This window comes from Streptomonospora litoralis (assembly GCF_004323735.1).
Lineage (GTDB): Bacteria > Actinomycetota > Actinomycetes > Streptosporangiales > Streptosporangiaceae > Streptomonospora > Streptomonospora litoralis.
Genome location: NZ_CP036455.1, coordinates 1104118 through 1123296, shown reverse-complemented (window position 1 = coordinate 1123296; position 19179 = coordinate 1104118). Strand labels below are relative to the sequence as shown.

The window sequence follows — 19179 nt, the reverse complement described above, 5'->3', positions numbered from 1 at the left end:
TAGTACCGGCGGGGGCGGCGCCGGCCGTGGTGAGCGCCTCCGGCACCGCCCGGCGGCCGCGCTCCTATGCAGGGCGGGCGGGAGCGCGGCCGCGGCGGGCGCCGCGCTCAGCGTGGCAGGCGCCGCCAGATCGGCCGGGGCAGCGCCCGCATACCGGCGAAGACCAGGCGCAGGCGGCGCGGCACCCAGAGGGTCTGCGCGCCGGTGCGCAGACCCTCGGCGACCGCGTCGGCCACCTGGCCGGGCGTCGCCGGGAACGGTGCGGCCGGGACGTGGGCCGACATCCGCGTACGCACGTAGCCGGGGCGCACCACGAGCACCCGCGCGCCGCTTCCGTGCAGTGCGTCGCCCAGCCCGTGGGCGAACCCGTCCAGGCCCGCTTTCGCCGATCCGTAGACGAAGTTGGCGCGGCGCACCCGTACACCGGCGACCGAGGACAGCACCACCAGCGTGCCGTGTCCCTGCTCGCGCAGCCGGCGCGCCACCGCGATCCCGGTGGAGACGTGGCCGGTGTAGGTGGCGGTGGCGGCCGCGGCGGCGGCCACCGGGTCGGTGTCGTAGTCGGCCTGGTCGCCGAGGACGCCGAACGCGTCGACGACCGCGTCGAGGTCCCCGATCAGCTCGACCGCCGCCGCGACGACTCCGGCGTGGGTCTCGGGGCGCGCGGCGTCGAAGTCGAGCGGGTGGACCGCGGCGGCACCGGCGGCGCGCAGCCGCTCGGCGACGTCGGCGACCTCGGCGGAGTCCGCGGCGCCGCGCGCGGCCAGCACGATGCGGCGGGCGCCGTCGCGCACCAGCCGTTCGGCGACGGCCGCGCCGATCTCGCTGCGCCCGCCCAGCAGCAGCACCGAGGCGACGGCGCCCACGGCGTTGCGCACGGTTCCTCCACTCATTCGGCTCGCCCGCGGGGGCATCCGTTTCGTCGGTTCTCCGTTGGTCCTGTACCGGTGGCCGTGTCCGGTGCTGATCACGACCACCGGAGCTGGATCGGCGTCGGGAGCAGCGGCTGCGGACGTCCCGAACAGGGCGTGGACGCGTTACCGCTTGCGCCCGCGCGCGTAGCGGATGCGCACGGAACCGGCGTAGGTCTCGCCGCGCACGACGAAATGCACGGCATCGGACCGCGGCGCGGCCGCGACCTTCGAGTACACGTTGGCGTACTTGGTCCGCAGCTCGTCCACGTTGGCGGTAGCCCCCTCCGGTAGGACGAGGAGGGTGCCGGCGGCGTGGACGGCAAGCTCGATCTCCACGACCGGATGCCGGATGGTCGCCTCGCCCATGTCCAGCCTGACACCGCCGTAGCGCGAGGAGACGCGCAGTCTGCGGGGCACCGCCCAGTCGCCGCGGCGGCGCAGCGTGGCCATCTCCGTGAAGAGCTCCACCACGTCCTCCTCGACCGCAGGCGAGCGGCGGTGCGGCGTCGCCGCGCCCTCGCCCGGCGCGGGCAGGTCGGTGACCAGGTCGCGCAGCTCGTCGTCGAAGACGGCCTCGTGGGCGGCCGTGTTGCGGCGGTCGAACTCCTCCAGGTCGAGGCGGCCTTCGGCGAAGGCGTCCCCGAGGTGCTTGGCGGTTTCTTCGCGCTCGGCGTCGGAGACGCGTTTGCGCGGGCCGGGGGTCGGCGGCTGCTCCATGCGCGGATCCTATCGGGCACCGTCGGCGCCGCGATCGGGCTGTCCGGATGCGGGCGGGCGGTGTGGGACGGGCTGCCCGCACAGCTCCAGGCGACGCGCCAGGTCGGAGGTGAGCACCCCGTCGGGGTCGGCGCGGTCGCGCACGGTGCGCCATTCGGCTAGCCGCGGGTACATCGCGTGCACGGTCTCGGCGGCGGCTCGGCTGTCCTTGGCGAGGTACAGGCGTCCGCCCGCAGCGAGTACCCGCTCGTCCAGGCGGCGCAGCAGCCCCGCCAGCCCCGGCAGTTCGGCCGGCAGGTCCAGCGCCAGGGTCCAGCCGCAGACGGGGAAGGACAGCGGGGCGGGGGCGGGCTGCCCCAGACGCTTGAGTACGGCGAGGAACGAGGGCGCCCCGGCGCGGGCGAGGTCGGCGGCGACGCGGCGCAGCGCATCCTCGGCGCCGAAGGGCACCGCGAACTGGTATTGGACGAGCCCGCGCGGCCCGTAGAGCCGATTCCAGCCGCGCACGACGTCCAGCGGGTGGAAGAAGGACGCCAGCGGCCGCACGCGTCCGCGCTCGCGCCGCGGCGCTTTGGCGTGGTAAGCGGCGTTGTAGGCGCGCACGCTCCAGGAGTTGAGCAGCCGCGGCGGAACGTGCGCCGGAACGGCCGCCGCGGGGCGCGGCGCGTAGGCCAGGGGGTCGCGCCGCCGGGCGCGGGGCAGCTCGCCGGGCAAGGCGTGCCGTGCGCGGGTGAGCACGCCGCGGCCCAGGGCCGAGCCCCCGGCGAGCAGGTCGAGCCAGCAGACGGCGTAGGGAGAGGGGCGGCCGCCGGAATCAGCGCTCATCGCCGCCAGCGCGGCGTCCAGGTCGGGCACGCGGTCGGTGTCGACGCGCATGGCGGCGGTCTCCACGGGAACGGCGGAGAACTCGGCCTCGGTGATGACACCGGTCAGGCCCATGCCGCCGACGGTGGCCCAGAACAGCTCCGGATCGCGGTCGGGGGCGAGTTCGCGGTGCGCGCCGTCGGGGGTGAGCAGGCGCAGGCGGTGCAGGTGGGCGCCGAAGGAGCCGGCCGCCGGGTGGTTCTTGCCGTGGACGTCGGCGCCGATCGCGCCGCCGACGGTGACGTGGCGGGTGCCGGGCACCACGGGAAGGAACAGGCCGAGCGGGAGCAGGCGCGCCATCAGCTCGCCGAGCGGGGTTCCCGCGGCCGCGGTGACCCGCCCGCTTCCGGGTTCGATCCGGAAGCCGGGGGCGAGGTCGGCGCAGTCGAGCACAATGCCGCCCGCGCACTGGGCGGCGTCGCCGTAGGAGCGTCCCAGCCCGCGCGCGATCGTGCCGCGGCGCCGGGCGCCGGGCGCCGAGGAGGCGGCGCGCAGCAGCTCCGCGGCCTCGTCGACGGTGCGCGGTCGCCGCAGGGTAGCTGCGGTGGGCGCGGTGCGCCCCCATCCGGTCAGCAGCGCGCCGCCGTCGGCCGTGCCCGTCATCGCCGCGTCCTTCCCTACTCGCGCGCGTCGCCCTGCCTGTGCCCCGGTCATTCCAGGTACACGCCGAGGCCGATGAGCGCGATCAGCGCCACCGCGCACAGCTGCAGTGGGCGGTCGCGCAGCGCGATCTCCTCCGGCTCCTCCCCCACTCCGCGGTCGACCAGCAGGTGGTAGCGCAGCACCACGAGGATGAAGGGCACGATGCTGATGCCGTGGATCACCGGGTAGGGCGTGCCGGCCGGGCTCTCCAGCGCCCAGAGGCAGTAGGTGACGATCATCGCCGCCGAGGCCATGGTGCGCACCTGGGTGAGGTAGCTCAGACTGTAGCGGCCCAGCGCCTCGCGGGTGGTGGCGGCGCCGGGGGTGCGCAGTTCGGCTTCGCGCTTGCCGGTGACCACGAGCAGGGCGCCCAGCGAGACCACGATCAGAAACCACCGCGTCAGCGGTACCCCGATGGCCGCTCCTCCGGCGACGGCGCGCAGCACGTGGCAGCCGGCCACGGCGACCAGGTCGACGACGGTGACGCGCTTCAGCACCAGCGTGTAGGCGGTGGTCAGCACCAGGTAGCCGACGAGGACGGCCAGCAGCGCCCGGTTGCCCGCGGGCACGACGGCCGCGGGGGCCGCCACCAGCAGCGCCGTGCCGACGCCGGCGGCGAGAGCGGGCGAAAGCTCACCCGCGGCCACCGGCCGGGTGCGCTTGTGCTCGTGCATCCGGTCGCGGGTGGCGTCGCGGACGTCGTTGAGCAGGTAGGTGCCGCTTGAGGCGGCGCAGAACAGCGCGAACGCGGCGGCGCTCCAGGCCAGTGCCCGGGGTTCGGCGAGCAGGCCGGCGGTCCCCGGGGCGGCGAACACGAGCAGGTTCTTCAGCCACTGCTTGGGCCGTGCCGCGCGCAGCAGCGCTCCCGCGGCGAAGCGGCCGCCGCGTCCCCGCGCCGAGGACTCGGGGGCCGCGGGGCCGTGCCCGGTCGCCTCCGACCCGCGGGGGGCGGCGGGCGTCGCGTCGCTCATCCGGCCGCTGTCCGCCGGGTCAGTAGCTGTAGCTCCGGTTTCCGGCACCGATCAGCAGCAGGCCGCCGACGAGGACCAGCACCGTGCCGGCTGCCAGGCAGGCGATGGGGATGAACGTGCGCAGCAGCGGCAGGAACAGCATGCCCTGCTCGGCGCTGTCGATCTGGCCCTCGACGGTCTCGTCGTTCCACACCAGCTTGCCGTCGAAGAGCACCAGCCGCTCCTCGCCGTCGACGACGACACCGCGGTGCTGGTCCTCGCTGAGGCCGATGGGTACGCCCGTGGTCGGCTCGATCCAGTAGGTGCGGGTGACGCTGTACATCTCGTCGCCGGTGACGTCGCCTTCGTCCTCCATGCCCAGCAGGCCGGCCGGCAGAGTGCGCTCGCCGATCTTCACCGAGTCGATGACCTGCTCGAACCGGTAGACGTCGACACCGTGGTAGGTCTCCTCGCCCTCGAAGGTGATGGGGCGGGTGGTCTTGCTGGTGGTGTCGAAGAAGTTGTAGTCGCGCTTCTCGGTGAGGAACGGGAACTTGAAGATCTGGCCGTTCTGCTCGACCTCCTCGTCGTTGACCGAGGCGTCGCAGCAGTCCACTCCCCGACCGGTGACGCGGTCGTGGCCGGCGCGGCGGTAGGTCGAGGAGATCGCGAAGTCGCGCTCGACGTCCTTCACCCAGGTGAACTGGTCCCAGACCGCCGTCTGGTCGTCACTGGCGGCGACATCCCCCCGCACCGTCGTGTACGCCTCCACGGTCGCGCCCTCGACCGACTCCATCTCCTCGGCGCTGAAGTAGGTGACGTCCTCCCCGTGGTTGACGGCCTGGTTGTAGTAGTCCAAGGGGGCCTTCATGAGGCTGTCGGCCGTCCAGAATCGCAGCATGGGGGCCAGGGCGAGCAGGCAGACTCCCATTGCGATGCAGACGACCGCGACAGTACGGCGCATTAGCCCTCCTGGGCGTAACGTAACGGAGCGGATGCCGGGGGCAGGGGGGACAAAGCTGGAACTCGGTTCATTTTCGGGTAGAGTACTGCCCCACGGTCGGCAACGTCACCACGGCGTAGCTGAATATTTATAACCGGTTCTAGTCTGGCGGCATGGGGGAGAGCCCCCGCACTGCACCCCGTTCCCCCGCGGCTCGCCGCCCTCTCGGCACCGGCCGAGCGGGCCGCGCCGCACCCCCTCGCCGCGGCCCCGAGCACACGACACGGGAGGCCGGCCAGTGCGCGACACCCCCGACGATTCCTCCGACGCCGCATCAGGCCCCGCCGCCCCTCCGGCGGCCGCCGACTCCCCCGCGCCGACGAACGGAGCATCGGACTCCGGCGCATCGGCCGAGGGCGCGCGGCCGGTCGGCTCCGGCACGACTCGCGGCGCGTCGGCGCCCGTTCCCGACCCCCGGTGGGTCCTGCCGCAGGTCCGCGGGCACATCGAGGCGCTGGACGGCCTGCGCGCGATCGCGGCGCTGATGGTGCTGGTCTTCCACGTGGGCTTCGAGAGCGGCGCCGCGCTGCGGCCGGGCGTACTCGGCGCCCTGATCGCCACGGGCGAGATCGGCGTCCCCCTGTTCTTCGGGCTGTCCGGGCTGCTGCTCTTCCGGCCCTGGGTGCGCGCCGCGCTCGACCAGACGCCCCTGCCCCCGGTGCGCTCCTACCTGTGGCGGCGGGCGCTGCGGGTGCTTCCGGCCTACTGGATCGTCGCCGTGGTCGCCCTGCTGCTGTGGTCGCGCGACCACCTGGACTCGGTCGCGGCCTGGGTCGAGGTCCTCACCCTCACCTTCGTGTTCAACACCGACCCGTGGTGGGTGGGCACCGGCCCCTACGGACTGGGGCAGATGTGGAGCCTGTCGGTGGAGGTGTTCTTCTACGCGCTGCTCCCGGTCATCGGGCTGCTGACGGTACGGGCCGCCGGGCGCGCCGGCACCGGGCCGGACGCGCGCGCCCGCCGCATGCTGCTGTGCCTGGCCGCCATGACGGCACTGGCGGTCCTGGCACTGGTGCCGCAGTACTATCCGGAGCCGCGGCCCTACATGTACAGCTGGCTGCCTCGCTGCATGGGCATGTTCGCGGTGGGGATGGCCCTGGCCGTACTCGGCGAGTGGGCGTGGCGCGAGGGCCGCGGTTCGCGGGGCGACGGTACGGCGGACGACGGGCCCGTGCGGAGGCTGTGCCGCACCCTGCCGCGCAACGCCACACTGTGCTGGTCGCTGGCCGGAATCTGCTTCCTGCTCGCCGCCACGCCCGGCGGAGGCCCGCGCTTCGCCGGCGTGCACGGGTTCTGGATCTCGGTGGTGAGCATGGCGACCTCGATGGCCTTCGCGTTCTTCGTCATCGCGCCCGTGGCACTGCGCGCCGAGCGGCCCGGCGGCCCTCCGCCGTGGCGGGCGGGCGGCGGGGCCTGGTTGGAGGCGCTGCTGGCCCACCGGGTGATGCGCTACCTCGGCCGGATCTCCTACGGGATCTTCCTGTGGCAGTTCGTCGTGCTCTACCTGTGGCGCGGGTTCACCGGCGAGGACATCTTCGAGGGATCGTTCTGGCTGGACCTGGTCCCGGTGACGCTGGGCACGCTGGTGCTGGCCGACCTCACCCACCGGTTCGTCGAGCGCCCCAGCCGCCGCTGGTACGGCCGGGGCTCCGACGGGCGGCGGAAACGCCCCGCGCCGCGGCAGCGCCCGCCGGTGAACTAGGTAGCGCGCAGGGCGGTCAGCCGTCGTCTCCGCCGTCGCCGGAGCCCTCGTCGCGGCCGTCGCGGCCACCGCCCCGGTCGCCGTCGCCGCCGTCCCGGCCGTCGCCCTCGGCGCCGCCGTCGGAGGACTCTCCCCGGGAAGGCTCCTCCTCGTCCTCCTGGGCCGCTTCGGCCCACGGGTCGCCGTCGGTGACCGGCCGCAGCTCGCCGAAGGTCACCCATTCCATACACAGCTCGTCGGCGTCGGTGTGCAGCGTGAGCTGGTCGCCGATCCCGTTCACCGGCACGTACCAGACCCCGCCCTCCGGCGCGGCGGGCAGCCGGGTGGTCACCCACGTGTCGCCCAGAACGGCGCCCAGCTCGGTCTCCTGTTCGGCGTTGTAGGCCACCGCCAGCACCTGGGTAGGGCCGGCGAGCGACTCCACCGGCCAGCGCACCTGGCCGCCGAACGTCGATACGCACTCCTCGTCCTCGGGCGGGCCGAAGTACGCGCTGTCCTCCGCCGGCTCTCCGGGGACGAGGAACCCCGCGTCGTTGAACACGAGGGCGGTGTCGGCGGACTCGGGGTGGCGGATGCGCTCGGCCACGCCGGGGCCCGCGAGCGGGCTGAGCAGGTGCGAGGTCAGCCGGCGCGGACCGTTCCAGGGCAGCACGATGTCCTCGGGCACCGGCCGCGGGTAGATCCCCGCCTGGGCGGGAATCTCGCGCACCGAGTGGCGCACGGTGTCCAGATACCAGCGCACCCGGTCCCCGCTGAGCGTGTCGGCGAAGGTGTAGGTGGAGAACGCGCCCGCGGCGGTCATCGCCGCGGTGACCGCGACCGCGGCTGTGCGGGCGGTGCGCCGGGGAGGGCGCCAGCGGCCGGCGGCGTCCTGCTCGTTGCGGGTCGGCAGGTACGCGAGCGCCAGGCACAGCGCGAAGATCAGCGCCGCGTCGGCCACGTAGCGGGGGTCGTAGCCCACCATCGGCTCGTACCGGCCGCGGGCGACGACCGTGGGGATCGCGTCGACCAGCAGCAGGTAGCCGCCCAGCAGCGCCCAGGCGCGCCAGGAGCGGCGGCGCACCAGCAGGCTCACGGCGATCAGCAGCAGCAGCCCGCCCCAGGCGGCACCCACAACGGCCGCCGACGGGTCGAGCAGCCCACCGGTGGGGGTGACCGGCGCCCACTCGCCGGGCCCGCCCATCGCGCCCACCGGGAACGCCTCGCCGAGCATGCCGCGCAGCAGGTCCGCCGCGACGCCGGGATCGGGGATCCCGGCACCCTGGCCGCCGGCCGTGTCCTGACGGGACAGGTAGAGCAGCCCGTAGCCGATCGACAGCAGCCCCATCGCCGCCCAGAACGGCAGGTCGCGGTCGGCCGTGCGCCACAGCACCGCGGGCATGCGCCCCGGCACCAGGAATGCGGCGGCGACCGCGAACAGCACCAGCGGCAGGAAGACCGCCTTGACGGAAAAAGCCATGCCCAGCAGCACCGCGCCCCCGGTCAGCCAGGCGTAACGGCTCTCGCCGGTGCGCAGGTAGCGCACCAGCCACAGCAGCGCCAGTGCCGTCGCCAGCTGGAAGGGAACGGCGTTCAGCGCGGCGGACCACCAGGCCAGCACGGGGATGGTCAGCGGGGCGACGGCGTAGACCGCGAGGGGCGCCAGGATCGCCCACCGCCGCCCGAAGACCTCCCACAGCAGCGCGAACACCGCGACGGCCGCGGCGAGCTGCGCAACCGCCATCACCCCCGCGGCGAAGGCCCAGCTGTAGGGGGCGGTGTTCGCCTGAATGTAGGCGAGCAGCAGGGCGCCCGGCATCAAATGGCCCTTGTGCAGGTCGGTCAGGTAGCCGAGTGTGAGGTCGGTGGCGGCGGCGTTGCCGATGAACAGGAAGTCGTCCTCGATGAAGTAGGCCGACCTGAGCACGTGGATCTTCAGCGCGAGCGAACCGAGGACCAGCAGCCCGCCGACCAGCACGATCGGATCCCGCAGCCCGCGGTTCACCCGTGCGGCCGCCGCCGCTACGCGGCCGGGCCGCTCGCCGGCCCCGGACGCGGCGCCGTCGGCCGCCACCGCGGTGCCGGGGGCTTCGCGCTCCGCGGGAGGCGAGGTGACGGGCGCAGGGGCGTGGCCCTCGGCGTCGTTCATGCCGCTCCATTCGCTGACGTGTCCGGCCGGTTGACGCCCCCCGCTGCAGGGGTGCCAGAATACAACAGGTTCCACCCAGATCGGCGATCGTCGCCGAAAGTCCCCCGCAGCAGCGATAACGGAATGAGAACCAGGTTCACTCCGGTTCTCCGGCGATGCCGAGGAGTGGCAACTTGGGGCTCGAAGAGGTACGCGCGGACTGGACCCGCCTGGGCTCGACCGAGCCGCTGTGGGCGGTCTGCGTCGACCCCGCGAAGCGCGGCGGCGGCTGGGACGACGACGAGTTCCTCGCCTCGGGCGCGGCCGAGATCGGCACGGCCCTGGGGCGACTGGCCGAACTCGGCCTGCACCCCGGCCGCGACCGCGCGCTGGACTTCGGCTGCGGCGCCGGGCGCCTCTCCAACGCACTGGCCGCGCAGTTCGCGTCCGTCGTTGGCGTGGACATCTCGGCCCCCATGCTGGCGGAAGCGCGACGGCTCGACCGCAGCGAAGGGCGCATCGAGTTCCGGCTCAACGATCGGCCGGACCTGGCCTCGTTCGGCGACGACTCCTTCGACCTCGTCTACACCGACCTGGTGCTGCAGCACCTGCCGCCCGGGCTCGCCGAGGGCTACCTGCGCGAGTTCACCCGCGTGCTGCGGCCGGGCGGCGCGATGGTGATCGGCGTTCCCGACCGCGAGCGCACCACTTTCAAGGGCCTCGTCTTCCGCTTCGCACCCTGGCCGCTGATCCGCTGGGCGCAGCGGCGGCTGCTGGGCTATCCGGCCCCGATGCGCATGCACCCGCTCCCGCGCGCCCGCCTGACCGGGGTGCTGGCGGAGTGCGGCGCCCGCGTCGCCGCGTCCGACGACTACTGGGGCGGCGACCACTGGCGCCACCTGCGGCACTACGCCTGGCTACCCGAGGAGCCGACCCGATGAGCCCGCGGGAGTACAAGCCGCGCGCGGGCGCGGACGGGCGCGTCAGCTCGACTCCGCCCTTCCGGGCGACGCTGGCGCGCTCGGCAGGGCTGTTCGCGGCCTTCCGCAAGGAGCAGACGGACCCCGACCACTTCTACGGCACGCTGGCCCGCGACACGGTCGCCCAACTGCGGTCCTACGCGCCGCTCTCGGGCGCGGTTGTGGTCGACGTCGGCGGCGGCCCCGGCTACTTCGCCGACGAACTGCGCGCGGCGGGCGCCCGCTGCGTCTGCGTCGACGCCGATACCGCCGAACTCCGGCTGCGCGACGGGGAGCTTCCCGACACCGCGGTCCTGGGCAGCGCCCTGGACCTGCCGGTGCGCACCGGTTCGGTGGACGTGTGCTTATCCTCCAACGTGCTGGAGCACGTGCCGGATCCGCGAGGAATGGCCGCGGAAATGGTGCGGGCGGCGCGCCCCGGCGGCCTGGTCTTCCTCTCCTACACGCTGTGGCTGTCGCCGTGGGGCGGCCACGAGACCTCGCCGTGGCACTACCTCGGCGGACGCTACGCCGCCGAGCGCTACGCCCGCCGCACCGGCCGGCGCCCCAAGAACGACTTCGGCCGCACCATGTTCGCGGTCTCGGCGACCGAGATGATCCGCTGGGCCCGCTCGTGCGCTGACGCCGAGGTGGTCGCGATCCTGCCGCGCTACCTGCCCGACTGGATGCGCCACGTGGTCCGCGTGCCGCTGCTGCGCGAGATCGTCACCTGGAACCTCCTGCTGGTGCTGCGCAAGCGCACGGAGGCGGAAGCGACTGCGGACTAGCTAGCGAGAGGGCGACGGACGGGCGCGCGGTATCGGCGAGTCCGGAGCTGCGCGGGGGCCGTCATTGCAGAAGGGGCGCGGTTGCAGCGGGGGCGGCTCGGGTCCGCTGGGCGGCCTTGTCGGTCTGCCGGGTGACGGGGTGGACTTGACTGAAAAGCGGCGGCGACGGCGGCGGAGGGCCGGGCCTGCGCCCATCGGTTCGGGTGCTCGCCGGTGGCGCGTGCGGCGGGGCGGCGGTCACCGGCCCCTGGCCGCGGGTGGTCGAGCCCGGGTGCCGCCGCCCGGTTGTCGGCGGGGCACGACGCGGGGCGGCCGACGGCGGTCATGCAGCCGGTTCGAGGTCACGAGATGCACGTACGTGCGGTGTCATCGGCCTCGGTGCCGCCCCGAGGTGCCGCCCTCGCACCGTCATTTCGCAATACGAAAAAACGGGATGTTTTGCCCACCAATGCCCGAATTCCCGGCGGGTCTCCCTCCGCGCCGCGGCGGCGACGGCCCGCGAGGCGCACCGAATGGCGCGAAAACGCCCCCGACGTCAACTTCTCGTGCACCTCGTGGCTGCTGCGCCCCCTATGCCGGTCCATCCGGCGATGATCGTGAACTTATGGCCGCGGAATGCGCTTTCCTGCGACCATAAGTTCACGATAGACGGGCCAAGCCGCGCCGAGTCCGGCGAGCACCCGAACCGTTGGGCGCAGCCCCAGCCATCCACCGCCCTCGCCGCCCCCTGGAAACGCCGCGCTGCTGTGGCCGTCAGGCGGTGCGCCCCCGCAGCTCCGGGGCGGCCGGGTCGAGGTTCCAGCTGATGATGCGGCGCGGGTGGATGCGGATGACCTCGCGGCTGAACGCGCCGGGGGCGAGTGGCGGGTCGGTGTCGGTGAGCGTCTCGGCACGCCCGCGGATCTCCACTCCGCGCCCCCATCCCGGCGCGATCGCACCGGGGCCGTCGGGCTCCAGGTCGTCGACGATGAAGGAGACCTCGGTGTCGGGGCGCTCGCGGATGTTGCGGTACTTGCGGGTACTCGACAGCCGGATCCCGCCGATGTCGACGGTGCCGTCTGTGTTGAGCTTGAACCCGACGGGCCGCGTCTGCGGCCCGCGGGGGCCGGTCGTGGCCAGGCGGCCGATGTGCTGGGCGTCCAAGTAGGCGCGCTCGTGGTCGGTGAAGGGCATGGCGGTGTGTCCTGTCTCAGCTCGGGGCCTCCCGTCTCATCGGGAGGAGGAATCCCCCGAACCTAGGAGCTCAACTTTGGTTGAGGTCAACCGTCGCGTCCCCCGCGCCCTCCGCCGGCGTGCTCCGGGCGCGCAGCACCCGCCAGGCGGTCAGCAGCAACAGCACGCCGCCCGCGGCGCCCAGGCCCGCCGGGAGCCACGTACGTGCGGCGAGCAGGAGTGTGCGCAGCTCGCGGGCCTCGCGGGCCTTCGCCGCGACCAGCTCCTCGGTCATCCGCAGGTCCGCCTCCAGCATCATGCGCCGGGCGCCGCCGGTTTCCGGGCGCAGCGTCTCGCGCCGCGCCTCCCGGGCGTCGACGACGCGCCCGGTGACCGGCTCGACCCAATAGGTGCGCTCCAGAGTGAGCCAGCGGTTGGCCGAAACCGTGCCCGAACGGTCCATCCCCAGCGCCTCGGCCGGGACGGGACGTGCGGAGTCGGGCACCTGCGTCGCGTCGATGCGCTGCACGTAGCGGCGCACGGCGAGACCGTCGACGGTGTCGCGGCCGGCGAAGACCATGGGCGGGGCGGCGCGGATGTCGGCGTCGTAGAAGGGGTACTCGTTCCAGGTGCCGCCCGCGGGCCACAACAGCACCAGCCCGGCCTGGCGGACGGCGCGGTCGCCGTCGACGTGCTCGCCGCAGCAGTTGACCGCGGTTGCGGTGGCCCGGTCGACAACGGCCCGGCGGTCGTGGTGGGCCAGCGTCTCGTCGCCGGACGTGACCTCGGTCGACATGCGCCACGTCGTCCATTCGGGGTTCCCCGGCGCGAACTCCCCGTGCACCTCGGTGCGGCGCTGCACCTCCGCGCCGCGCACCGTTCGCCAGGTGCCGGTGTCCAGGTAGGCGCCCGAGTCGTCGGTCAGCCGCATGGTCAGCTCCATCCGCGGGGGGACCATGGCCAGCTCCGCGGCGACGTAGAAGCGCAGCATCAGCGCCGCGGTGAGCAGGAACGCCGCAGCGGCGAGGGCGATCAGCCGTCCGTTGCGGGCCAGCACCACCGAGGCGCCGCTCCGGCGCCCCTCGCGGGGCCGGGCGTCCGCGGCCTCCGGCGCGGCGCGGTGGGCGAGGCCGCTCGCCGGTTCCCCGGGGGCCCGGTCGGCCTTCATGCCCGCACCTCCGTGCCCGCGGCGGCGTCGTCGGCGCGGACGTGACCGTCGATGCCGTCGGCGGAACGCCTGTCGCCCGCGGTGGCGGCCGGCTCGAACGGGCCGGAGTCGGCGCCGTTCCGGGCCGCGGGCGGGAGCTCCCCCACCGGCGCGCGGGGCCGGCCGATCAGCTCGCCGAGGGCGACGATCATCCGGGCCAGCGCGGGCAGGCACAGCAGCTGCGGCACCCATTCGCGCAGCGGAGCGCTGAACAGGTCGCTGATGTCGTGGAACGGCAGGTTGTGCGCCAGATATGTGCCCGCGCCCAGCGAGACGCCGGCCGCGGCCAGGCACACGAGCACCGGCCACGGTCCCGCAAGTCTCCGCAGTAGGCGCCCGCCCAGCGCCGGGCGCCCGGGGCGGGCGTGGCGCAGCGACCGCGACGGCGAACGGCCCAGCCACCACACCAGCAGCAGTGCGGCGGAGACGACCGCGGCGCCGACCGCGCCGCCGACCCACAGCCCGTACAGCGGCCCGAGCGGCACCAGCGCGGCGCGCGGCAGCCGACCCGGCACCGCGGCGGGCAGCGCCGCCCCCCGGCGGGGCGGCGGCAGGCCGCTCGGCTCTGAGTCGCCGCCGCCCGCGCGCCGCGCTCGTCGGCGGGCCCGCGTTTCCGCCCGGTCGCGGGCGGGCCGGCGGAGCGCCAGCACCACTACGACCAGGGCGAACACACCTCCCAGGGCGAGCGCCGCCTGGTAGGCGCTGTCCGGGGTGTAGCGCAGGACGACCTGCCCCGAAGTGCCCGCCGGCAGCCGCCACGCCTGCTTCCAGCCGTCCAGGCGAACCGGTTCCAGCGGCGCGTCGCGGCCTTCGACGGTGGCCTGCCAGCCGTCGTTGAAGTTCTCGTTGACGACCAGGAAGCTGTCCTCGTCGACGTCGACGGTGAAGCGGCGTTCGCTGTCGCCCCATCCGGTCGCGGCGGAGACGCCCGCGGTTTTCACACCGTCGTCGCCACCGCCCGCGCTCCGGGCCGCCTCCCCCTGGCTGCGGGACAGTGCGGGCTCGGCGCCGCTGAGGACGGCGGAACGCACCTGGTACTGGTTGCCGGGCTCGACGGTGAGCCGGTTGCGGCCCTGCACCACCGGCACCTGCGAGCAGCTCTCGAACCGCAGCGGCCGCCCCTGTGCCTGGTCGCCCAGCGTGCCCGAGGTGATGCGGGTCTCGACACGCTCGCCGTTGACCCGCAGCACCGGGCCCAGGCCGCAGGGTGTGGCGGCGTCACCGCCTTCAAGCGGCGGCAGCGCCTCGACCCCGGACAGGTTGACGCGCCGCACCTCCAACGGCTGGGACTCCGGCGGATCGAAGGTGATGCGCAGCTGATCGGTCGTGACGGGGGCGAAGCCCAGCCAGCCGCTGCCGTCCAGCCACCCGCTGCGGACGGTCTCTCCGGCCTCGACGGTGATCTTCACCGGGCGTGCCACGGTATCGGGGCGGGGGAAGTCGACTCGCAAGCCGCCGATCTCGGTGCGCTCGGCCAGCTCGACCTCCAGCCATGGCTCGTCCTCGTCGGGATCGGGGTACCACACGGTGGCGTCGTCGCCGTCGAATGCGCTGCGGCCCATGGCGGCGGGGTGTGTCACCGAGGTCGAGGACGAGGTCACCTCGGGGTAGCCGCCGGTGCGGTTGGCGGCGTTCTCCACGTCGTGGGGGTCGGTGACCACCGCTTGCCCGGTGACGGTGTGCTCGCCGGAGGCGGCCGGGCCGGTCGCGCGGAACGCACGGTCGAAGGTGTAGGCGTCCTCACCCTGCACGGCCAGCTCGGGATTGCACACCCAGACCTGCGAGCCCCGCATGCAGCCGGGGACGGTGCCGGTGGAGCCGGTGAACAGGAATGTCCCGGCTCCCTCGACGCCGGGCACGCTCAGCGTGCGGGCGGGCGTCAGGCCCGGCAGTGACACGCCGGTGATGCCGACCCGCGTGCCGAACCGGTACTCCGGCTCCCAGGCGAGTTCGTCGACGCGGATGCGGAGCGAGGAGGTGGGGCCCGCGGGGGCGGTGAACTCCTGCGCGTCGCCGGTGGGGGCGACGGGCGCGGTGGTGCGGTCGTCGTCGGTGATCAGGCTGATCCGTGCGGGCGGCGGTTCGCCGGGGATCTGCTCGAAGGCGATGGTCAGATCGCCCACTTCGCGCGGCTGCTCGAACTCGATCTCCAGCCACTGGCCGACCGCGCCGGCGAACGCACTGGAGCGCCACGAAGTGCCGACGGCGTCGTCGAGAGCGGCGAAGGGCATCCGGCCGGGGTCGCGCGCGGAGGGCAGGGCGCCGGCACCGGACTCCGAGGAGGAGGCGGTGACGTCGGCGATGCCGTGGTACCGCGCGGCGGTGGTGTAGCCGTCCCAGGCGGGGTCGGTGATGGTGGGCGCGGGCGCATTGCGGCGTTCGTCGTCGGGGGTGAGGGTGTTGCCGGCGTTGTGGCGGACGTCGGAGTAGACCACCTCGCGGCGGCGGACGGTGTCGGTGACCACCGTGTCCTCGGGGGGAATCCGGGCGGCACCGGGGTCGTCGCCGATGAACACGGGGCGGTCGCCGGGCAGCATGCCCTGTTCGGCGAGGTCGAGCAGGGCCTCGGGGCCGCCGGTGACGCGGACCGCCCCCTCGGCGGGCACGGTGCCCACGCGCGGTGCGGCGCCCTGGACGGTGTAGACGTCGAGGGCGCGGTAGGGCTGGTCGTACCAGTCGGCGGCCTGCTGCAGCTCCTCGGAGCCGACGGTCGGGCCGAAGGACACCGCTCGGGTGATGCCGGGCGAGTCGGCCAGGGCCTGGTGCACCCGGGCCGGCCACCCGCCGTTGAGGCTTTCGCGTTCCAGATCGTTGCGGACCAGCAGGTGGGTGACCCCCATGCGGGCCAGGGTGGCGGTGAGTCCGGCGGAGCCGCGGCCCGAGGAGATCCGCCGGTCGATCTCCTGCTGCAGCCGGGAGACGCCGGCCGAGCCCCACGGGATGATCTGGTGGTTGGTCCAGGCGGTCTCCATCAGCGGCTGCATCGGCTCGTCCATCGGGCGGCCCCAGGTGTACTCGCCGCGGGCCGATCCTGGTACGGCCATGGTCATGCCGGTGCGGTTGTGGGAGTCCAGCCAGCGGGTGGCCTCGTACCAGTAGCCGGGGATGCGCTCGAAGCCGCCGGGGGTGGCGACGCCGACGGTGGCCACCGGGGTGAGCGTCGCGGCCACGGCCAGCGCGCAGGCACCGGCCGCGGTGCGGTAGAGGCGGCCGGGCGGGGAACCGCCGTCGCCGCCGCCGTCGGGCGGGCCGTGCTCGGGCGCCGTCCACCGCGCCTGCTCCCGCGCGGCGGCGCGGCGGGCGCGGCGGTCCGCGGCGTCGCGGGCGAGGACCACGGGCAGCTGCGCCAGCCCGAGGACGACGGGGAGCCGGATCAGCGCGTCGAACTTGTGGATGTTGCGGAAGGGGCCGAGCGGGCCGTTCAGCAACTCCCGCATCGTCTCGGCGAGAGGCCCGGTCACCGGGCCGGTGTAACCCGCGACGACGATGGCGGTGCCGGTGAGCAGCGTGGTGATCAGAAACAGCCGCTCGGGGGTGCCGCGGTTGATCAGTCCGGCCAGGCCCAGGCCCGCGACGACCGCAGTCGCCGCAATCATCCAGGGGTCGGTGGAGAGTTCGGCGCCGGCCGGCAGCGCGGGCTGACCGGGCACGGGTACGTAGCCCATCCAGTTGTCGGCGCCGCGCAGCGTGTTGATCAGGTTCGTGATGCCGGTGGTGGTGGCCGCGTCCTCGGTGTAGGGCATGAACGAGAACACGTAGCGGCCCATGAGCAGCAACGGGACCATCCACCAGAACGACACCAGGAACAGTGCCGTCAGCCACCACGCCAGCAGCCGCCGCTTGCGCGGACCGGGGGCGCGGGTGAGCAGGTAGATCAGCGGCAGCACGAGGACCGCCAGCTCGGAGGCGGCGTTGGTACCGCCGCAGAACAGGAACGCCAGCGCGGAGAGCATGGCCGTACGCATCGGGGGGCGGCCGTGGCGGGTGCCGTGCACGAGCGGGAGAACGATCCACGGCAGCAGCATCATCGGCTGCAGCTCGGCGGAGTTGTAGGAGAGCAGCGTGAGCACCCGCGGAGAGACGGCGTAGGCCGCACCCGCGAGGATTCGGGTGTGCAGGCTGCCGATGCCCAGTGCCTCGGCGAGTTTGACGGTGCCCAGGAACGCCGCGCACAGCAGCACCGACATCCACACGCGCTGGACCATCCACTCCGGCATGTCCAAGGCGATCAGCAGCGCGTGGAAGGGGCCGTTGGGGAAGAAGTAGCCGTAGGCCTGGTTCTGCAGCTGGCCGAAGTAGGACGGGTCCCATAGGTGGAGCGCGCGCTCCAGGAAGCCGGCGGGATTGATCGTCAGGTCGATCTTGGTGTCGCCGACGATTTTCGCCGGGTCGAGGCTGAACGCCATCCCGCTCAGCAGCAGGCACACGGCCAGCAGCTTGAGGCGGCGCAGCAGGGTCTCGTCCTGGTGCTGCGGCGCGGCGGCTGAGTGCGTCCGCCCGGCGCCGGGTGCCGCCGCATCGCCGCCGGTCGCGGCGGCCGGGTGGCCGGGGCGCTCCCCGTTCGCACCGGCGGGCTCCGGTGCCCCACCGTGCTGCGCCCCGGTGCGGGGAGCGGTCACCGGGCCGCCTTCGCTGCGCGTGTGCCCCGCGCGGGGCCGGTGGGCGGAGGCGACGGCGCGACCGGGGCGCGATCGCCGGCGACGAGGCGGGTCATTGCGGCGCCGCTGCGCTCCCAGGTGAAGCGGGCGGCCCACTCACGGCAGGCGCGGCGGATGCGGGCGGCGCGGACGGGGTCGCTCAGCTCCCGCAGCGCACGGGCGACGACGTCGGTCAGTTCCTCCCCCTCACGTACCAGCCAGCCGGTCTCGCCGTGCCGCACCGAGTCGCGCAGGCCGTCGACGTCGTAGGCGACCGTGGGGACGCCCAGGCCCGCCGCCTCGATCACGGTCAGCCCCCACCCTTCGAACTCCGAGGCCGTGACGTGCAGCAGGGAGCCGGCCAGCACCGCGTTCTTGCCTGCTTCGGGAAGGAACCCGTGCAGGCGTACGTGGCCGTGCAGGCCGTCGCGGTCGATCTGCTCGGCGAGGGTGGCGCTCTCCGGGCCGCGGCCGACGACGTGCACCCGCAGGTCGGGATACTCCTCGCGCAGGTCGCGGGCGATGTCGACGATGCGCGACACGCGCTTCTGCACCACGAGCCGCCCCAGGCTGACGATGGCCGGCGAGCCCGTCTCGGCTTCGCTGAGGAACTCGTCGGGCGCGACCGGCTGGATCGGCGGGCTGCCGTTGTGGACGACGGTTATGGGGGCGCGCCAGTGCAGCTTCTCGCGCATGGCGCGGCGGGAGGAGTGCGAGACCGTGACCGTCGGGCAGTTGCGGTAGACCCGGCCGGCCACGGCGCTCTCGACGAACCTGCCGAACCAGGCGAGGGGGCGGCTGAAGTAGGCGTTGAACTGCAGGTCGTGTACATGGTGCACGACGCTGATCACCCGGGTGCGGCGGGGCAGCACCAGCCGGGAGAAGAAGGGGATGCCGTTCATGCAGTCCAGCGCGGTGTGGAACTCGCGGCGCCACAGCAGCAGCCAGAGCATCACCAGCGGATAGACCGTGAACTTTCCCCCCATGCGGCGGATGACGATGCCGTCGCGGGTCTCCACGCGGGCCTGGCCGGGTTCGCGGCTGGTCAGGAACGTGACGACGGCTCCGCGGGCGGCGAGGTGGCGGCTGATGCGCCAGGCGTACTCTTCGGCGCCGCCGGCGGCCTCCTGCCAGGGGTCGCGCCAGTTGATCATGACGGTACGCAGTCCGTCGAGGCGCGGTTCCTCCCCGGTGTCGCCTCCGCCGCCGGATCCGGACCGGAAAGGGGCACCGCTGCGCTCGTGAGAAGCATAGGGCGCCGGGATGGAACCGTCCGCCGCCGGTGCGGCGGGCGCGGCCATGCGCAGCCGCTCGAAAGCCGGATCGGGGAAGAGGGGGATCTGCTGGAACGCCACATGCTCTCCTGTTCCGCCCATTCCGCCTGACCGCTCGGCGAGTGTGGCTCGCCGAGCGGGGCGCCCGGACGATGGAACCGGAGCGGCGCACGGCCGGGGTGGGGTCGAAGTGGACCGCGCAGGGGGATGCGCGGGCGTCCGTCCGCGCGGAACGCGGGGAGGATGCGCCCGCGGCGCTGCAG

13 protein-coding genes are annotated in these 19179 nt (G+C 74.0%); 3 read left to right on the top strand and 10 right to left on the bottom strand.

Annotation, left to right across the window (positions count from 1 at the left end; all coding sequences use genetic code 11):
• Positions 1 to 107: 107 nt before the first annotated feature.
• The 5 genes from EKD16_RS04805 to EKD16_RS04785 form a co-directional block, all read right to left on the bottom strand.
• Positions 108 to 878: a decaprenylphospho-beta-D-erythro-pentofuranosid-2-ulose 2-reductase gene (locus tag EKD16_RS04805; protein ID WP_131102039.1), complete on the bottom strand. Its 771-nt coding sequence runs from the start codon at positions 876 to 878 to the stop codon at positions 108 to 110.
• A gap of 159 nt (positions 879 to 1037) precedes the next feature.
• Complete coding sequence (locus tag EKD16_RS04800; RefSeq protein WP_131097281.1) at positions 1038 to 1631, bottom strand: DUF1707 SHOCT-like domain-containing protein; 594 nt, start codon at positions 1629 to 1631, stop codon at positions 1038 to 1040.
• A gap of 9 nt (positions 1632 to 1640) precedes the next feature.
• Positions 1641 to 3098, bottom strand: coding sequence for an FAD-binding protein (locus tag EKD16_RS04795; protein ID WP_131097280.1), 1458 nt, complete (start codon positions 3096 to 3098; stop codon positions 1641 to 1643).
• Between the two features lie 47 nt (positions 3099 to 3145).
• Positions 3146 to 4108, bottom strand: a complete 963-nt coding sequence (locus EKD16_RS04790; protein ID WP_131097279.1) for a decaprenyl-phosphate phosphoribosyltransferase — start codon at positions 4106 to 4108, stop codon at positions 3146 to 3148.
• 19 nt (positions 4109 to 4127) lie between these two features.
• Positions 4128 to 5051: a DUF3068 domain-containing protein gene (locus tag EKD16_RS04785; RefSeq protein ID WP_131097278.1), complete on the bottom strand. Its 924-nt coding sequence runs from the start codon at positions 5049 to 5051 to the stop codon at positions 4128 to 4130.
• 463 nt (positions 5052 to 5514) lie between these two features.
• On the opposite strand from EKD16_RS04785, the gene EKD16_RS04780 reads away from it, so the two are divergent.
• Entirely contained in the window at positions 5515 to 6792 is a 1278-nt protein-coding gene (locus tag EKD16_RS04780) for an acyltransferase family protein (protein ID WP_242677388.1), read from the top strand.
• A 16-nt stretch (positions 6793 to 6808) separates the two neighbouring features.
• Here EKD16_RS04780 and EKD16_RS04775 read toward each other — a convergent pair whose 3' ends face one another.
• Positions 6809 to 8920 carry a hypothetical protein gene (locus tag EKD16_RS04775; protein WP_207391431.1) on the bottom strand — a complete coding sequence of 704 codons (2112 nt, stop codon included), beginning with the start codon at positions 8918 to 8920 and terminating at the stop codon, positions 6809 to 6811.
• 173 nt (positions 8921 to 9093) lie between these two features.
• Between EKD16_RS04775 and EKD16_RS04770 the strand changes: the two genes are divergently transcribed.
• Together EKD16_RS04770 and EKD16_RS04765 are read left to right on the top strand one after the other, a co-directional pair.
• Positions 9094 to 9840 carry a class I SAM-dependent methyltransferase gene (locus EKD16_RS04770; protein WP_341351869.1) on the top strand — a complete coding sequence of 249 codons (747 nt, stop codon included), beginning with the start codon at positions 9094 to 9096 and terminating at the stop codon, positions 9838 to 9840.
• The gene (locus EKD16_RS04765) at positions 9837 to 10646 is read left to right on the top strand and encodes a class I SAM-dependent methyltransferase (RefSeq protein WP_131097275.1); all 810 of its coding nucleotides are present in this window, start codon (positions 9837 to 9839) and stop codon (positions 10644 to 10646) included. Before EKD16_RS04770 ends, EKD16_RS04765 begins: the two co-directional genes overlap by 4 nt.
• A gap of 753 nt (positions 10647 to 11399) precedes the next feature.
• Here the strand turns inward: EKD16_RS04765 and EKD16_RS04760 are convergent.
• The 4 genes from EKD16_RS04760 to EKD16_RS04745 form a co-directional block, all read right to left on the bottom strand.
• Complete coding sequence (locus EKD16_RS04760; protein ID WP_131097274.1) at positions 11400 to 11819, bottom strand: PPOX class F420-dependent oxidoreductase; 420 nt, start codon at positions 11817 to 11819, stop codon at positions 11400 to 11402.
• 70 nt (positions 11820 to 11889) lie between these two features.
• Positions 11890 to 12966 carry a DUF3068 domain-containing protein gene (locus EKD16_RS04755; RefSeq protein WP_131097273.1) on the bottom strand — a complete coding sequence of 359 codons (1077 nt, stop codon included), beginning with the start codon at positions 12964 to 12966 and terminating at the stop codon, positions 11890 to 11892.
• The gene (locus EKD16_RS04750) at positions 12963 to 17411 is read right to left on the bottom strand and encodes an alpha-(1->3)-arabinofuranosyltransferase (RefSeq protein ID WP_131102037.1); all 4449 of its coding nucleotides are present in this window, start codon (positions 17409 to 17411) and stop codon (positions 12963 to 12965) included. The genes EKD16_RS04755 and EKD16_RS04750 overlap by 4 nt, the downstream gene beginning before the upstream one ends.
• A gap of 209 nt (positions 17412 to 17620) precedes the next feature.
• Positions 17621 to 18997 carry a glycosyltransferase family 4 protein gene (locus EKD16_RS04745; RefSeq protein ID WP_394347310.1) on the bottom strand — a complete coding sequence of 459 codons (1377 nt, stop codon included), beginning with the start codon at positions 18995 to 18997 and terminating at the stop codon, positions 17621 to 17623.
• Between the last annotated feature and the right edge of the window lie 182 nt (positions 18998 to 19179).

Excerpts from the sequence above, each read along its gene's own strand:
- EKD16_RS04790 (WP_131097279.1), bottom strand. The coding sequence starts at position 4,108 with ATGAGCGACGCGACGCCCGCCGCCCCCCGCGGGTCGGAGGCGACCGGG.
- EKD16_RS04755 (WP_131097273.1), bottom strand. The coding sequence starts at position 12,966 with ATGAAGGCCGACCGGGCCCCCGGGGAACCGGCGAGCGGCCTCGCCCAC.
- EKD16_RS04785 (WP_131097278.1), bottom strand. The coding sequence starts at position 5,051 with ATGCGCCGTACTGTCGCGGTCGTCTGCATCGCAATGGGAGTCTGCCTG.
- EKD16_RS04750 (WP_131102037.1), bottom strand. The coding sequence starts at position 17,411 with ATGGCGTTCAGCCTCGACCCGGCGAAAATCGTCGGCGACACCAAGATC.
- EKD16_RS04765 (WP_131097275.1), top strand. The coding sequence starts at position 9,837 with ATGAGCCCGCGGGAGTACAAGCCGCGCGCGGGCGCGGACGGGCGCGTC.
- EKD16_RS04795 (WP_131097280.1), bottom strand. The coding sequence starts at position 3,098 with ATGACGGGCACGGCCGACGGCGGCGCGCTGCTGACCGGATGGGGGCGC.
- EKD16_RS04775 (WP_207391431.1), bottom strand. The coding sequence starts at position 8,920 with ATGAACGACGCCGAGGGCCACGCCCCTGCGCCCGTCACCTCGCCTCCC.
- EKD16_RS04760 (WP_131097274.1), bottom strand. The coding sequence starts at position 11,819 with ATGCCCTTCACCGACCACGAGCGCGCCTACTTGGACGCCCAGCACATC.
- EKD16_RS04800 (WP_131097281.1), bottom strand. The coding sequence starts at position 1,631 with ATGGAGCAGCCGCCGACCCCCGGCCCGCGCAAACGCGTCTCCGACGCC.